This is a genomic window from Cryobacterium sp. MDB1-18-1 (genome assembly GCF_004402735.1).
In the GTDB taxonomy this organism is placed as follows: Bacteria; Actinomycetota; Actinomycetes; order Actinomycetales; family Microbacteriaceae; genus Cryobacterium; species Cryobacterium glucosi.
Genome location: NZ_SOFR01000066.1, coordinates 21,042 through 36,358, shown reverse-complemented (window position 1 = coordinate 36,358; position 15,317 = coordinate 21,042). Strand labels below are relative to the sequence as shown.

The 15,317-nt window shown below is 68.4% G+C and carries 13 protein-coding genes; 8 read left to right on the top strand and 5 right to left on the bottom strand.

Translation table 11 applies throughout. The features are described 5' to 3' along the window. The 4 genes from E3O50_RS16195 to E3O50_RS16180 form a co-directional block, all read right to left on the bottom strand. Positions 1 to 765 (bottom strand): DUF222 domain-containing protein (locus E3O50_RS16195; protein ID WP_166790622.1); only part of this gene is annotated, 765 nt, incomplete at its 3' end. 141 nt (positions 766 to 906) lie between these two features. Then, a complete protein-coding gene (locus E3O50_RS16190; protein WP_134449613.1) occupies positions 907 to 1,509 on the bottom strand; it encodes an NADPH-dependent FMN reductase in 603 nt (200 codons plus the stop codon). 120 nt (positions 1,510 to 1,629) lie between these two features. Continuing rightward, a complete protein-coding gene (locus E3O50_RS16185; protein WP_166790621.1) occupies positions 1,630 to 3,735 on the bottom strand; it encodes a transglycosylase domain-containing protein in 2,106 nt (701 codons plus the stop codon). A gap of 95 nt (positions 3,736 to 3,830) precedes the next feature. After that, entirely contained in the window at positions 3,831 to 5,519 is a 1,689-nt protein-coding gene (locus E3O50_RS16180; protein ID WP_277870833.1) for a ribonuclease J, read from the bottom strand. Positions 5,520 to 5,849: 330 nt separating this feature from the next. Here E3O50_RS16180 and E3O50_RS16175 point away from each other — a divergent pair, with 330 nt between their 5' ends. Next, positions 5,850 to 6,356 (top strand): glutathione peroxidase, encoded by a 507-nt coding sequence (locus tag E3O50_RS16175; protein WP_134558605.1) that lies wholly within the window; start codon positions 5,850 to 5,852, stop codon positions 6,354 to 6,356. A 7-nt stretch (positions 6,357 to 6,363) separates the two neighbouring features. Here E3O50_RS16175 and E3O50_RS16170 read toward each other — a convergent pair whose 3' ends face one another. Continuing rightward, on the bottom strand, positions 6,364 to 7,032 hold the full coding sequence (locus E3O50_RS16170) for a VOC family protein (protein ID WP_134558604.1): 669 nt from the start codon (positions 7,030 to 7,032) through the stop codon (positions 6,364 to 6,366). A gap of 186 nt (positions 7,033 to 7,218) precedes the next feature. Between E3O50_RS16170 and E3O50_RS16165 the strand changes: the two genes are divergently transcribed. The 7 genes from E3O50_RS16165 (at position 7,219) to E3O50_RS16135 (ending at position 15,300) form a co-directional block, all read left to right on the top strand. After that, entirely contained in the window at positions 7,219 to 7,734 is a 516-nt protein-coding gene (locus E3O50_RS16165) for an Lrp/AsnC family transcriptional regulator (protein WP_134449609.1), read from the top strand. A 107-nt stretch (positions 7,735 to 7,841) separates the two neighbouring features. Further along, entirely contained in the window at positions 7,842 to 8,327 is a 486-nt protein-coding gene (locus E3O50_RS16160; protein ID WP_134558603.1) for an oxidoreductase, read from the top strand. Then, positions 8,324 to 10,342 (top strand): proton-conducting transporter membrane subunit, encoded by a 2,019-nt coding sequence (locus E3O50_RS16155; protein WP_134558602.1) that lies wholly within the window; start codon positions 8,324 to 8,326, stop codon positions 10,340 to 10,342. The genes E3O50_RS16160 and E3O50_RS16155 overlap by 4 nt, the downstream gene beginning before the upstream one ends. Next, a complete protein-coding gene (locus tag E3O50_RS16150) occupies positions 10,342 to 11,340 on the top strand; it encodes an NADH-quinone oxidoreductase subunit H (protein ID WP_241975289.1) in 999 nt (332 codons plus the stop codon). Before E3O50_RS16155 ends, E3O50_RS16150 begins: the two co-directional genes overlap by 1 nt. An 8-nt stretch (positions 11,341 to 11,348) precedes the next feature. Next, positions 11,349 to 12,005, top strand: coding sequence for a hypothetical protein (locus tag E3O50_RS16145; protein WP_134449605.1), 657 nt, complete (start codon positions 11,349 to 11,351; stop codon positions 12,003 to 12,005). Beyond that, a complete protein-coding gene (locus E3O50_RS16140; protein ID WP_198413619.1) occupies positions 12,005 to 13,723 on the top strand; it encodes a proton-conducting transporter membrane subunit in 1,719 nt (572 codons plus the stop codon). Before E3O50_RS16145 ends, E3O50_RS16140 begins: the two co-directional genes overlap by 1 nt. Beyond that, positions 13,723 to 15,300, top strand: coding sequence for an NADH-quinone oxidoreductase subunit C (locus E3O50_RS16135; protein WP_198413618.1), 1,578 nt, complete (start codon positions 13,723 to 13,725; stop codon positions 15,298 to 15,300). The genes E3O50_RS16140 and E3O50_RS16135 overlap by 1 nt, the downstream gene beginning before the upstream one ends. Positions 15,301 to 15,317 lie beyond the last annotated feature (17 nt).

Genomic DNA, 15,317 nt, shown 5'->3' with positions numbered 1-15,317 from the left:
CGCCGTGTCGAGGGTGCGGTGGTAGGCCGCCTGCACCTTCTCCGCATCCCCGGTCAGATACAGGGAGGCCATTCCGTCGTTGAGGGCCTGGAACACCACATGCCGGTCCTCGACGCTTTTCTGGTGCCTCGCGGTAATGGTCTCGGGGTGGGTGCGTTCCCGCACCCTTCGGGCCCGATCGGCGAGCTTCGCCACGGTCAGCACTTCCGCGTCGGGCACGAGGACCTCCTCGAACACGGCCCGGGCCCGGGCGGCCGCTTCCGGGTCATCATCGACCCGGATACCCCAGGCCTGCTCCATGATCACCTGCGCGTGCCGGTAACTGATCACCCCGGAGGCCAGGGCCTCCCGGGTCACGGGGAGGTCCTCCGCGAGGGTGCGGCTGGCTTCGATCAGGGTCTCCGCCGTCCGGCGCGGGAGCCGCAGCAGAGCGCCGACCTCGCAGGTGAATTCCTCTTTCGTGGCTTCCTCCGGAGACCACGGCGGGCGAGGCCCACCGGCGCGTTCAGCGGCCTCCGCACGGGCCCGCCCGACGTCGGCGAGCACCCGTTGGGCGGTGTAGATCGCGGCGGCCCGGCGAGCGGTGGCCTGATTGATTTCCCGGTCCGCGTCCCGGATCGCGTCATACACCTCGGACAGGGGCGGATCCACAAGGCTCAGATGCCGGGGGTTCAGATACGGGTCGGGAGGGGTCCCGGGCGGGGTCCCGGGCGGGGGCTCCGCCGTGCTTTCCGAGCGAACTTCTGAGGGTTCTTCAGCTGTCATGCCGGTCACTCTACGGAGGACCACCGACATTCCACCGGCATCCGCACGCCCATGAATCACCTGTGGATAACCCGGTCAAGGAGCACTTTTGTGGAGAAATTCTCTGACAGGCGCTAGCGCTCGGGGCCGACGGCTATCGCGTCACTTCTTCGAGCTCGCGTGCAAGTCTCCGATGTGGCCCGGCGCGGTGACGTCCAGGACGCGCTGGACGAACGCACCGTACTCATCCATGTAGTGCCGGAGAAAGTCCCTGGTGCCCGCATCGGTGATTTCGCCGTCGCCCGTGAAGACCGTCGGATCGAACTTGATGTACGCCTCCGGGGAGTTCAACTGGGGGGCATCGAGGAAGCTCAGCACGCTGCGCATGTTCGACTGCATGACGGCGGTGCCGATATTACCCACGGAGGCGCCGATGATTCCGGTGGGCTTCCGCGCGAAGGAGTTGGTCCCCCAGGGCCGCGAACCCCAGTCGATGGCATTCTTCAGGGCCCCCGGTATCGACCGGTTGTATTCGGGCGAAACGATCAGGATCCCGTCGGAGCCTTCGATGGCAGCTTTGAGGGCGCGCCCCTCCGGTGGATAGTCGGCGTCGAAGTCCTGGCTGTAGAGGGGAAGGTCCCGGATGGGGATTTCCGTGAAGTGCAGGTTCTCCGGGGCGAGCCGGATCAGCGCCCGGGAGAGCGTGCGATTGATGGAGGTGGAGGACAGGCTTCCGACGAAGTAGCCGATCGTGTGTGACGTCATTTCCGTGTTCTTTCCGGAGCGCCCGAACGGCCACGTCAAACGACTGTCCCCGGCATCTCCTGTGTGATGAGCCGACTCCTCCGTCCTATCACACAGTCGTGATCAGCCACACAGTCCGGATCAGCGGGTCATGCTCCGCGGCGGCACCGTGAAGCTGTCCCCGCCGTACTTCTCGTTGGCGACGCTCATGACATCCGGCCACATCCGGTGCCGGGCGGTCGCGGCCTGGCCGCTGTCGAAGTACGTCGTCCGCTGGTCCTGGCCGTCGCCGGACACGTTCACGACCCCGACGACGGTGGCGACCTTCGTGCTGGCCCCGCTCATCCAGGTGTCCTTGTTGTCGTCGGTAGTGCCGGTCTTGCCGATCATCGGCACCCGGGGCGTGGTGGCTCGGTAGGAGGCCGCCGCCGTTCCGCTCGTCATGACCCGTTGCATCGCATAACTCATCCCCGCGGCGACGTCCGTGCTGACGGACTGGGTGCAGTTCGACGTCGGCGCGGGAATCTCCGTACCATCCGGCCCGGTGATCCTGTCGATCAGGATCGGCGTGCACGTCACGCCGTCGTTTGCGATCCCGGCATAGGCGGCCGCCATGGTGAGGGGCGCGATCTCGTTTGTTCCGAGCACGGATGCCGCGCCCTGCTCGAGCGCATTCCCGTCGGCACGGTGCACGCCGAATGCTTCGGCCGTCTTGCGAATGCCGCACAGGTCGAGTTCCTTGGCCATACCGATGAAACCCGTGTTGATCGACTGGATGGTCGACTGCAACGCCGAACTGTACGAGCCGTTCTCCGACGAGGAATCGTTCTTCGGGTTGAACGCCGCCCCGTAGCTTTGCGGCCCGTTGCAACTGTCCTCGAACGTCCCCCAGTTCGACCGGGGCCGGGAACTCACGGACTCGGAGAGGGAATGGCCTTCGTTGAGCCACTCGGCAAGGGTGAAGACCTTGTACGTCGACCCGGTCTGGAACCCGTTGGAGCCGCCCTGGCCGAGGTCGGTGTTGTAGTTGATGCCGCTGAAGTTGTCTCCGGTCGCCTGAACGGCAGGATCCTGGCTGTAGTCCTTGTTCTGGGCCATGTCGAGGACTCGCCCGGTTCCGACCTCCACACTCGTGATGACCCCGCCGACGTCCCAGCCCGGATACGTCGCAGGCACGTTCGCCTTCATTGTGGTCTCGGCGGCGGACTGCAGATCGAGGTCTAGGGTCGTGTAGACGTTGTACCCGCCGAGTCGCACGTTGGCCAGCCGTGTCTCGGCATCCGCCCCGAATGCCGGGTCGTTGCGAAGCGTTTGCATGACGAGGTCGCAGAAGTAGGCGCTGCCGCCTGCTGTCTGGCACCCGGTGCTCGGCTCGGTGATGGTCGGTTCGATCGGGGCGTTGATCGCTGCATCGTGATCTGCCTGGCTGATCTTGCCGTGCTCGAGCATCGCATCGAGGATGTAATCGCGCCTGTCCTTGTTGTCGGCATAACCGTTGGCCGCACCGTTTGTCGCGCTGTCCGGCTTGTCGAGCTGGAATTTGACCGGGTTGTTGACGATCGCGACGAGGCTCGCGGCCTGTGGCAACGTGAGGTTGGCCGCCGTGGTGTTGAAGTAGTAGCTTGCCGCGGCCTCGATTCCGTAGACGGAGCCGCCGAAGCCCGTGATGTTCAGGTACTGGCGCAGGATTTCGTCCTTGGAGTACTTCTTCTCGAGGCCGATGGCGAGGCTCATCTCCTTGAGCTTCCGGTCGGGACTCGCCTCGGTGGCCGTGTTGTAGCAGTCCGCGCGTTCCGTCTCGTCGGTGAGCGCTTCGCACTTCTGCACGAGCACGTTCTTCACGTACTGCTGGGTGATCGAGGAGCCGCCCCTGGCTGTGCCGGTGAAGACGGTCGAGACGATGCCGGTCACGGTGCCCCAGATGTCGACGCCCCCGTGGTCGTAGAAGCCCGGATCCTCTCCCGAGGTCGCGGCATCCTTCACGAACGGGCTGATCGCGTCGAACGCGACCTCGACGCGGTTCTGGTCGTAGAACGACGCGAGGAGGTAGGGGGTTCCCGCGCTCGTGGTCGCATAGAGGTTGCTCTTCTGCGACAGCCGGCCGATCTCGAGGTCGTCGGGCAGGTTCACGGCGATGACGGTCACGACGGTCGCGATGACGGCCACGACGACACCCATTGCGATCAGGACGATGGAACGACGGCGGAGTCGACGGCCCTTCTTCCTGCTGGGCGGCGAAATTGTCATGGTACGACTATGGCTTTCATTTCTGGACGAGTGGTACGAAGAAGGCGGATGCCGCCGGACCCGCGGGTCCACCGGCATCCGCCTTCGAGTGGCTGCTAGTCGTCGACGACGACGGAGGTGATCACCGGGATGCGGCGGTACTTACGCTGCATCCACCGTGTCACACTCTGGGTGAAGATCTCTTCGAGCTCGGGCCCGTCGACGATCTTGACCTTGTTCGCCGCGCGGAGAGCGTCGTCGATGGACTTCGTCGCGCCCTGGATCCAGGCGTTGTCCTGCACGAAGCCGCGGGCGATGAACTCGACCGGTTCGACGAGCGCGCCGGTGCGGGTGTCGAGGATGCCGAGGATCGTGACCGCGCCGTCGTTGGAGAGCTGCACGCGGTCGGCGAGGGCCTCCTCGGAGGCGACACCGCCGACGGTCATGCCATCGACGAGGACGATCTCGGCCGGAACGCGGCCGACGATCTTGGCGACGCCGTCGATGAGGTCGACGACCACGCCGTCTTCGACGACGAGCACCTGCGCCTCGGGGACACCCGTGCGGATCGCAAGCTCGGCGTTGGCCTTGAGGTGGCGCCATTCGCCGTGGATCGGCATGACGTTCTTGGGCTTGACGAGGTTGTAGCAGTAGACGAGCTCGCCGGCGCTCGCGTGGCCGGAGACGTGCACCTTGGCGTTGCCCTTGTGCACGACATTGGCGCCCCAGCGGGTGAGGCCGTTGATGACCCGGTAGATCGAGTTCTCGTTGCCGGGAATGAGCGAGCTCGCGAGGAGGACGGTGTCGCCCTCGCCGATCTTGATCGTGTGTTCGCGGTTCGCCATCCGGGAGAGGGCTGCCATCGGCTCGCCCTGCGACCCGGTGCAGATCATCGTGACCTGGCTGTCCTTCATCCGCTCGAGCGCCTTGACGTCGACGATGAGGCCCTTCGGCACGTGCAGGAAGCCGAGCTTCTCCGCGATGGCCATGTTGCGCACCATCGAGCGGCCGACGAAGGCGACCTTGCGGTTGTGCCTGGCCGACGCGTCGATGACCTGCTGGATGCGGTGCACGTGGCTCGCGAAGCTCGACACGATGATACGGCGCGGCGCGGTGCGGAACACCGAGTCGATGGCCGGGCGGATGTCTTCCTCGGTCATCGTGAAGCCGGGAACCTCGGCGTTGGTCGAGTCCGTCATGAAGAGGTCGACGCCCTCTTCACCGAGACGGGCGAAGCCGGGGAGGTCAGTGAGGCGGTTGTCGAGCGGGAACTGATCCATCTTGAAGTCACCGGTCGCGAGCACGAGGCCGGCTTCGGTGCGAATGGCGACGGCGAGTCCGTCGGGGATGGAGTGGTTCACCGCGAGGAATTCGAGGTCGAACGGGCCGAAGCTGCGACGCTGGCCTTCCTTGACCTGCTGGAGCTTGGGGGTGATCCGGTGTTCTTCGAGCTTGGCGCTCACGAAGGCGAGGGTGAGCTCGCTGCCGACGACGGGGATGTCCGCGCGCTCGCGGAGGAGGTAGGGAACGCCGCCGATGTGGTCCTCGTGGCCGTGGGTCAGCACCACGGCGACGACGTCCTGCATCCGGCCGCGGATGTAGGAGAAATCGGGCAGGATCACGTTGACGCCGGGCTGGGTCTCCTCGGGGAACAGCACCCCGCAGTCCACGATGAGCAGCTTGCCCTTGTGTTCGAAGACGGTCATGTTGCGACCGATCTCGCCGAGGCCGCCGAGGGGGACGATGCGCAGTCCCCGCTTGATGAGGGACGGCGGGCTGTTCAGGTCGAGTTCGTGCTTAGTCAATTAAATAAACTCATTTCTTGGCGAAACCGCGCACAGGGCAACCGGTCTCATAGCCGGCGCCGGGTCTATCCGGCAGCCGTGGTGACGGGGTTATGCAAATCAGAAGGTGATGCGCGCGTCAGGTCGCGAGGCCGTGAGCCTCATTCGACTGGGCGAAGCCGTGGAAAGCCATCCGGGTGTGTGGAACCGCAGAGCGTGAAAGCGCAGCTGTGGATGGCCGTTGAATCGCGCTGTCAACTCCCAATTCTACCGCATGCGGGCCGCCAGCTCCCCCGGCGGTTCTCCCGCCGTCCCCAGCCGACTCGGAGACTTCGCTAATAGCCTGCGATTATGCCTTCTTCTTCCCCCCTGTACGACGCCCCGCTCACCCTCATCGACGGCACGGAGACGACATTCGCCGACTACCGCGGCAAGACCGTTCTCGTGGTCAATGTCGCATCCAAGTGCGGCTTCACGCCCCAGTACGCGGGCCTCGAGGCCCTCTACGAGCGCTTCAAGGACGACGGCCTCGTCGTCCTCGGCCTGCCGTGCAACCAGTTCATGGGCCAGGAGCCCGGGGAGTCCGCCGACATCGAGGCGTTCTGCCAGCTGAACTACGGTGTCACCTTCCCGATGACCGAGAAGGTGGATGTCCGGGGCAAGCACCAGCATCCGCTCTACGCCCAGCTCACCAGGTTCAAGTCCGGCCTGCTGCCCGGCCTCGTCAAGTGGAATTTCGAGAAGTTCCTCGTGAACGCAGAGGGCCAGATCGTGGACCGCTTCGCCTCGACCGTCGAACCCGAGTCACCAGAGCTCGTCGGCGCGATCGAGAAGACGCTCGCCTCCGCCGCCGCCTGACCCGGGTTCAGTAGCTCGAGGTGCAGACGCAGAGCTCGTTGCCCTCGACGTCGGCGAGCACCCACCACTCGGGGGCGTGCTCGTCGGTGAGCAGCGTGCCGCCGGCCTCGACGATCGCGCTGACGCGTTCCTCGGCGTCGTCACCCGGCACGTAGACGTCCAGATGGATACGATTCCGGTCGGTGCGGGCAATCTCCATGTGCTGGAACCAGACCCTCGGCCCATGACCCCGCGGGTCGACGAGTTCCACGTCGCCGTCGCCGTCGGCCGGCAGCTCGACATAACCGAGGCCGACGCGCCAGAACGGCCGGATCGAGTCGGCGTCCGTGCAGTCGATCGCAACGTCGTACCGGGCGGGCGTCACGGCCCTGCCTTCCGCACCGAGCTCATTCGCGAGCGCCTGGATCTGCAGGGCGAGCCGGAGGTCGCGTTCGGTCACGCCGCCGAGATCATGCGAGCGGAGCCGGAAGGCGACCGTCCCGTAGCCGAGTTCGACGTCGGGATGGTGGCCTGCGGCATCCGCCGCCTCGGCGACGCGGTCGAGGAAGCGCACCGCCGAGGCGAAATCGCTCGTGCGGTAGCTCGCGTGCAACGCTCCATCGAGGTGTACGAACGGGCCGCCCGCGAGCACGGGGCCGGTCTGCACGGGACTCTGGATCGAACCGGTTGCGCTCATGTACCTCACTCTGCTCCGGCGCCCGCCGGCGGTCAAGAGAATGAGGCCTGCGAAAGCCGGCGGGAAGCGCGGCGGACCGCCGCGGTGACCCTCCCGACGCGTCCTTCACGGATGCGCCCTCGCGGGGCGTAACACTAATCACTTTGCCCTATTCTGCGGGCCTCCTGCGTGCTAATCTCATGCGTTATGCACAGTCTGGACAGGGTCGACCTCCAACTCCTCCGCGCCCTCTGCGTAGAGCCGCGCAGCACCTTCGTGGCCCTCGCCCAGCGGCTGGGATTGTCCAGGAACACCGTGCAGGCGCGGATGGCGCGGCTCGAAGAATCCAACGCGTTCCTGGCCTTCGATCGCCGGATCAATCCGATCGCCCTCGGCCACCCCCTGACGGCGTTCATCCAGGTGCACCTGCAGCAGAAGAGGCTCAGCCAGATCGTCGCAGAACTCAACCAGATCCCCGAGATCGTTCAGGCCCACGGAATGAGCGGGTCGACGGACCTGCTCGTCCTCGTCGTGTGCACGGATGCCGACGACCTGTTCCGCATCGACGGCACGATCCTCGCGTGCGAGGGCGTCGATCGCACGGAGACCTCGCTCGCCATGGGCGAGCTGATCCCGTACCGGATCACCCCGTTGCTCGACCGGGTGACCCGGGAGCGCGGCCCGGCGAACCGCGCCGACGTCGATATCGACGACGAGGCCTGAGTCCGACGGAACGACCGCCCCGCACCGCGCAGTGTCCACAATCTATTTGATAAATTCATCATATAGGTATATAAAGAAGTAATGATGTTTAGTGGCGTAGACCCCCGGTGAGCGTCACCAGACTGACCTCCCTCATCCGTCGCAGCGGGCGGATCGCAGAGCAGGCCCCGCAGGCCCCCGCCCTGTTCCCCGGCGCCGGGATCTTCGGCGGCAGCATCCAGGTGCGCTTCATCAATGCCGGCGGCTGCAACGACTGCGCCCAGGAAATCGCCAGTGCCTTCGGCCCGGTCTACGACGTCGAGCGCTACGGCGTGCGGCTCGTCGCCTCGCCTCGTCATGCTGACGTGCTGCTGATCTGCGGTTCGGTGACCAGGAACATGATCGAACCGCTTCGGCGCACGGTCGTCGCGACCCCCACCCCCCGTTTCGTCGTCGCCGTCGGCGACTGCGCGATCACGGGCGGCGTCTTCGCCGACGGCTACGGTGTCGCCGGCCCGGTGTCCGACTTCGTGCACGTCGACCTCGTTGTCCCCGGTACTCCGCCGGAACCTGCCGCCATCGTCGAAGCCCTCCGACGGATGACCGGGCGATGAACGCCGTCCAGTCCGGCCTCGTCGTCCAGGCCCTGCTCGCGCTCGCCGCCGTTGCGACCGGCCTGCTCAGTCCCGTCTCGTGGCGGTCCCGCGCGACCGGCGCGCTCTGCGCCCTCCTCGGCCTCGCCGGCATCGTCACCGGGGCCGCAGCGCTCGGCGGGGCGAACGGCACCCTGACCATCCCGCTCGCTCTCCCGATCGATCCCCTCGTGCTCTCCCCCGACCGGCTCGGCGGCCTCTTCATGATCGTCGTCTCCGCGGTCGGCGCCCTCGTCTCCCTCTTCGGGATCGGCTCGGCCCGCGGCGCGGAGGCCTCACGCACTTCCTGGGCGGCCATGGCCGTCTTCCTCGGCGGCATGCAGCTCGTTCCCGCCGCGACCGACGTCGTGTCCTTCCTGCTCCTCTGGGAGATCATGACCCTCGGCTCCACCGTGCTCCTCCTCGCCGACCACGCGAGCCGGAGCACCGTCTACTCCGCCGCGATCTGGTACTCGGCGATGTCCCAGCTGAGCTTCTTCTTCGTGCTCGCCGGCTTCGGCGTGCTCGTGGCCGCCACCGGCGGTACCGGCTTCCAGACGCTCGCGACCGTGCCGGCCGATTCCTGGCCGGCGAACCTCGCGTTCGTCCTCCTCCTGCTCGGCTTCGGCGGCAAGGCGGAGCTCGTCCCGCTGCACGTCTGGGTTCCCCGGGTGCTGCCAGAGGCGCCGAGCCACGTCGCCGCGGCGATGAGCGGCGCAATGGTCAAGATCGGCGTCTACGGCGCGCTCCTCGTCTGCGTGCGCCTGCTGCCCTCCGGCCCGCCGTGGTGGGGCGTGCTCATCCTCGTGCTCGGCGGTGTGTCCGCCGTGTACGGCATCCTGCAGGCCTCCGTCGCGAGCGACCTCAAGGTGCTGCTGGCCTACTCGACCACAGAGAACATGGGGCTCGTCTTCCTCGGCCTCGGGGCATCCGTGTTGCTGCGCAGTTACAACGCGACGGCCGCCGCCGACGCCGCCCTCGTCGCGGCCCTTCTGCTCATGGTGAGCCACGCCGCCTTCAAGACGACCCTCTTCCTCGGTGCCGGCGCCGTCGCGCACGCGACCGGCGAGCTCAACCTCGACCGCCTCGGCGGCCTGGGCAAACGGATGCCGTGGACGGCAGGCACGTTCGGCCTCGCCAGTCTCGGCGCGGCATCGCTCCCGATCACGAGCGGCTTCGTCGCCGAGTGGATGCTGCTGCAGGCGCTGATCCACGGTGCCCGGCTCGACGGTGAGGTCGTTTCCGTCGCCGCGTCGATCGCGATGCCGCTCGCCGTCGCAGTGCTCGCCCTCACCGCGGGACTCGCACTGCTGACCTTCGTCAAGGCATACGGCATCGCATTCCTGGCCCGGCCGCGCTCCCGGAAGGCGAGCATCGCCCGCGAGGTGCCCTGGGTGATGCGCGTCCCCCTCGTGCTCGGCGCCCTCGCCGTCGTCGGCCTCGGGCTCATGCCCGGCCCGCTCGCCGCGGCCATCGCCGCGGCCGTCGGCCCCGTCATCGTTCCCGACGTGCACACCGTCGGCCTCGCCGGCGTCAGCCTCTCCGGAATCGACGCTGTGCTCGACCCTGGCACCCTCGTCATCCTCGCGGGACTCGTCCTCGTGCCGATCCTCGTCATCGTCGCCCTCGGCGCCCGGCGCCACCCCACCCGGGTGGACCCGCTGCCCTGGGCCGGTGGCGGCTCGAGGCTCCGGCCCCGGATGCAGTACACCGCGACCTCATACGCCGAACCACTCGTGCGGGTCTTCGACGATGTGCTGCGTCCGTCGCGCGACGTCGAGGTCACCCATGTCGGCGAGTCCAGGTACCTCGTCGAGAAGGTGCACGTCGAACAGACCGTCTCCGACGTGATCGAGACCCGGCTCTACCGGCCGGTCCTGAACGCGGCCCAGCGCTTCGGCCTCGCCGCCCGGCGCGCCCAGGACGGCAGCATCCACCGCTACCTCGGCTATTCGTTCGCCGCCCTGCTCGTCGTGCTGATCGCGGTGTCGCTGTGATGCGCCTGGGCATGGGCCCTGCGGCGCACGCGGTCGAGCTGACCTGGGCCGGCATCGGGGCCCCGATCCTGATGGCCGTGCTGCAACTCGCGCTCTTCGTCTTCCTGGCCCCGCTGTTGATCGGCGTGATCCGCCAGGTGCGCGCCCGGCTCGAGGGCCGCGCGGGAGCCGGAATCTGGCAGCCCTGGCGCGACGTGCGGAAGCTCCTCGCCAAGGAGCCTGTGCACGCGGCGGACTCGAGCTGGATGCTGTCGGTCGGCCCGATCGTGCTGCTCGTCTCGAGCCTGCTGCTCTGCGTGCTGCTCCCCCTCGTCGGCACCCTCGCGCTCCCGCTCATCCCGAGCGACCTCTTCGTGATCGTCTCTGTCATGCTGATCGGCGTCGTCGCGCTCGCCCTCGTCGGGCTCGACGGCGGCACCGCGTTCGGCGGGATGGGCTCGAGCAGGCACATGACGGTCGCCGCCCTCGTCGAGCCGACCCTGCTCCTCTCGATCTACGCCCTCTCGATCCCGGCGGGCAGTTCGACGCTGTCGCTGATCGTGCAGACCCGGCTCCAGACGCCCGCCGTGATCATCTCCCCCGTGAGCCTGCTCGCGATGGTCGCCCTCGCGATCGCGATCATGGCCGAGACGAGCCGGCTGCCCATCGACAACCCCTCGACGCACCTCGAACTCACGATGCTGCACGAGGCCATGGTGCTCGAAAGCTCCGGGCGCGACCTGGCCTGGCTCGAACTGGGCTCCTGGCTCAAGCTCGCCGCCCTGCTCGGCCTGCTCGGCAACCTCATCGTGCCGTGGGGCGTCCTCACCGACTTCACCGTGCCCGGTCTCCTCCTCGGCGCCGTCGCAGTCGCCGCCAAGGTGCTCGCCCTGGGCACCGCGCTGAGCGTCGGCGAGGTCTTCCTCGCCAAGGCGCGCCTGTTCAGCGTGCCCGAGCTGCTCGCGGGGTCGTTCGCCCTCGCCCTGCTCGCCGTCACCGCCTCCTACCTGGTCGCTTAGGAGCATCCGTGTTCGAAACCACCTACCCGCAACTCATCGGCCTCTGCACCGGCACGCTGCTGCTCACGAGCGCGCTGATGGTCTGGCGGCACTCGATGCTCGCCTCGATCCGCCTGCTCGCCGTACAGGGCCTCGCCCTGGCCGCGCTCGTCGCCGTGATCGGCGTGCAGAAGGGCGAGCTCGAGGTCATCCTCGTCGCCGTGCTCGTGCTGCTCGTCAAGGGCCTCGGCCTGCCGTGGGTGCTCGCCCACGAGTCGAAGGCGACGACCCGAACGGATGAGGCCCCGCGCCTGAACCCGACGGCCTCGCTCCTGACAGTGGCCCTGCTCACGATCCTCGCCTATGTGGTCTCCAGCCGGGTGCTGGCCAGGGACACGAGCGTGTCCGCGCACGCCGCGCCGATCGGGCTCGCCATGGTGCTGATCGGCTTCCTGCTGCTCGTCACCCGGAGGCAGGCGCGGTCGCAGCTGATCGGCTTCCTCGTGCTCGACAACGGCATCGCGACCGTCGCCTTCCTGACGAGCGGCGGCGTCCCGCTCGTGCTCGAGCTCGGCATCTCCCTCGACGTGCTCCTCGTCGTGATGATCCTCTACGTCTTCGCGGGGCGGATGCACAACAAGTTCGGCAATACGGACATCGACCAGCTGAGAAAGTTGCATGACTGATGGCCCCGTCCCTGTCCTTCGCACTCTGGACCCCGCTCGCCCTCCCGGTGCTGTTCGCGCTCCTGAGCCTCACGGTGCCGTCCCCGCGGCTGCGCCGGCTCGGTCCGATCGCCTCGAGCCTGGCCGTGCTCGCCTCCGGGGTGATCCTCGTCGTCGCCGTGCTGCACGACCAGGTGCCGACTCTCGGCGGCGTGCTCCGCGCCGACGCCCTCTCGGCCTACCTGCTCACGGTCGTCGGAGCCATCGGCCTCGTCTCGACCTGGGGCGGACTCGGCGGCGGCGGCCACTCCCAGACTCCCGCGCGCTGGGCGGGCTCCTACGACGGCCTGATCTCGGTGTTCCTCGCCGCCATGTCACTCGCCGTCGTCGCTGACAACATCGGCCTGATGTGGGCCTCGATCGAGGCGACGACGATCACCACCGCGTTCCTGGTCGGCGCGCACCGCACCGGCAAGTCCCTCGAGGCCTCCTGGAAGTACGTGATCCTCGGCTCCGTCGGCGTCGCGATCGCCCTGCTCGGCATCCTGCTGATTTACGCAGCCTCCCGGGCCACCGGCGAGGCGACGCTGTCCTGGCTCGTGCTCAGCCAGCCGGGCCTGCCCCTCGACCCCGCACTCGTCCGTGCCGGCGGCGCCCTCGCTGTGCTCGGCTTCGCGACCAAGGCCGGCCTCGCACCGATGCACAGCTGGTTGCCGGATGCCCACAGCCAGGCGCCCGCGCCGGTGTCCGGCCTGATGAGCGGCGTGCTGCTTGCGGTCGCCCTGTACGCGATCCTGCGGGTGCAGACCATCACGGACGCCGTGATCGGCCCGGACTTCCTCCGGGCGATGCTGAGCGTGGCCGGCCTGCTCTCCCTGTTCGTCGCCGCCGCCCTGCTCATCCGCCAGCGCGACTTCAAGCGGATGCTCGCATACTCGAGCATCGAGCACATGGGCCTGATGGCGATCGGCGCCGCGGTCGGCGCCGCCGCCCTGCCGGCCGTGCTGCTCTACATGCTCGGCCACGGACTCGTGAAGGCGACGCTCTTCGTCGTCTCCGGCCGGATCCTCGAGGTAGAGGGCACACCGACGATCGCCAACGTCCGGGCGCTGCTCGCGCGCCGCCCGGGGCTGGCGATCCCGTGGCTCGTCGCGATGGCGGCGCTCGTCGGATTTCCGCCCTTCAGCATCTTCTTCTCCGAGGTGGGCATCATCCTCGCCGGCTGGTCCGCAGGCATGGGCGTCGTCGTCGGCATCGCCCTTGTCCTCCTGCTCGTGATCTTCGCGAGCCTCACCCGGCTCACCGTCGCGCTCACCATCGGTTCCCCGCACGACGCCCTCGACCACACCCCGCCGATCCTGCCGAAGCAGGTGACCCCGCGCGCGACCGCGCCGGGGGACGAATCGGACGCGGACCGCGAAGCCACGGTCCTGTCCCGCCGCGAGGCGGAGGCAGGGATCGACGGTGCCGGAGTCGTGAACGGTGTCGCTCACGTCGCTGACGGCGGGAGCGGTCCTGAACCGTTCCCGATGACCTCCAACATCCGCGTGGCCGCTCCGTTCCCCGACACCGTCGCCGTGACCGTCGTCGACGTCGTCGTCGCGCCGGACCGCTCGACCCACGGCCCGCTGCTCCCCCTCGTGCTCGCCCTCGCCACCTGCGCCGTCGTTCCCTTCATCGCGAACCCGGTCGGCGTGCTGCTCGTGCGCGCCGCCGCCGTACTGGGAGGAGCCCACTGATGACCAACCGCGACACGCCTGACCTGAATTCGGCGACGCCCGGCCCACCGATCCCCCACGCACCGGTCCCCCACGCTCCGGTCATGCCGGCGGCCCCGGCCCGGCCCGAGATCCGGGTGCTCGTCCGCGACCGGCTGCGGCAGGAGGCATCCGCCCTGCTGGACAGCGGCAACCGGCTCGCGATGATCGCCTGCCATGACGACGGAGACGCCCTGCGCGTCGTCTACTCGTTCGCGGGCGTCTTTCCCCGCCGGCAGGTCGACCTCGTCGTTCCGGTGCCGTACACCGACGCCTGGGTGCCGAGCATCGCCGACCTGTCCTACCCGGCCGGCAACTTCGAGCGCGGGATGCGGGACCTGTACGGCGTACGCCCGGCCGACCACCCGCAGCCGTACCGGCTCGTGCGGCACGGGCACTGGCCGCGCGGCTGGTACCCGATGCGCCGCGGCGCGCGGGTGACCCCCCGGTTCGAGCCGGACGTCGAGTCCTTCCCCTTCGTCGAGGTCGAGGGACCCGGCGTCTACGAGATCGCCGTCGGCCCGATCCACGCCGGGATCATCGACCCCGGCCACTTCCGGTTCTCCGTCGTCGGCGAGACGATCGTGCGCATGGAGGCCCGCCAGTGGTACATGCACCGCGGCGTCGAGCGGCTCTTCGAGGGCCGCAGGCCGGCCGATGGCCTCGAGCTCGCCGAGCAGGTCACCGGGGACACCGTCGTCGGGCACTCCCTCGCGTACTGCATGGCCGTCGAGGCCGCTGCGGGCATCGAGGTCCGCGAGACCGACCGGCTGCTGCGCGCCCTCCTGCTCGAACTCGAGCGGATCTACAACCACGTCTCCGACCTCGGCTCGCTCGCGAACGACGTCGGCTTCGGGATCGTGCACTCGCACACCCAGCGGCTGCGTGAGACGCTCCTGCGCCTCAACAAGACCGTCACGGGCCAGCGCTTCCTGCGCGGCGGCGTGCGGATCGGCGGCGCCCGGGTGCTCAGCCTGCCGGACCCCGAGGTGCTCCGCGGCGTGGCCGCAGACATGCAGGAGATCATCGCGATCACCCTCGGCCACGCGATCGTGCGCGACCGGTTCACCGGAACGGCGCCGCTGTCCGGCGCCCAGGCCCGCGCGATCGGCACCCTCGGTTACGTCGCGAGGGCGTCGGGGATCGACGCGGACTCCCGCAGGGACCACCCGTTCGTCGACCTCGGCCCGGCGTTCCACGTCGTCACCGAGACCGGCGGGGACGTGCTCGCCCGGTACCGGGTGCGCGCGGGCGAATTCGCGGTCTCGATGGCCGTGGTCATCGACCTCGTGGCGCGCCTCGGAGAGCACCTCGGCAGCGGCACCTCGGTCGACCCGGCCGGGCCCGGCACCGGGCTGGCCTTCGTCGAGGGCTGGCGCGGAAGCATCTGCCACCGGGTCGAGCTCGGAGCCGGCGGTGTGCTCAGCCGGGTCAAGATCGTCGACCCCTCGTTCTTCAACTGGCCGGCGCTGCCCGTCGCGCTCGCGGACACGATCGTGCCCGACTTCCCGCTCGTCAACAAGAGCTTCAACCAGTCCTACGCAGGCAACGACCTCTGATACCCGCCCGCCGTCGC

Excerpts from the sequence above, each read along its gene's own strand:
- E3O50_RS16190 (WP_134449613.1), bottom strand. The coding sequence starts at position 1,509 with ATGACGTCACACACGATCGGCTACTTCGTCGGAAGCCTGTCCTCCACC.
- E3O50_RS16185 (WP_166790621.1), bottom strand. The coding sequence starts at position 3,735 with ATGACAATTTCGCCGCCCAGCAGGAAGAAGGGCCGTCGACTCCGCCGT.
- E3O50_RS16175 (WP_134558605.1), top strand. The coding sequence starts at position 5,850 with ATGCCTTCTTCTTCCCCCCTGTACGACGCCCCGCTCACCCTCATCGAC.
- E3O50_RS16170 (WP_134558604.1), bottom strand. The coding sequence starts at position 7,032 with ATGAGCGCAACCGGTTCGATCCAGAGTCCCGTGCAGACCGGCCCCGTG.
- E3O50_RS16165 (WP_134449609.1), top strand. The coding sequence starts at position 7,219 with ATGCACAGTCTGGACAGGGTCGACCTCCAACTCCTCCGCGCCCTCTGC.
- E3O50_RS16155 (WP_134558602.1), top strand. The coding sequence starts at position 8,324 with ATGAACGCCGTCCAGTCCGGCCTCGTCGTCCAGGCCCTGCTCGCGCTC.
- E3O50_RS16150 (WP_241975289.1), top strand. The coding sequence starts at position 10,342 with ATGCGCCTGGGCATGGGCCCTGCGGCGCACGCGGTCGAGCTGACCTGG.
- E3O50_RS16140 (WP_198413619.1), top strand. The coding sequence starts at position 12,005 with ATGGCCCCGTCCCTGTCCTTCGCACTCTGGACCCCGCTCGCCCTCCCG.
- E3O50_RS16135 (WP_198413618.1), top strand. The coding sequence starts at position 13,723 with ATGACCAACCGCGACACGCCTGACCTGAATTCGGCGACGCCCGGCCCA.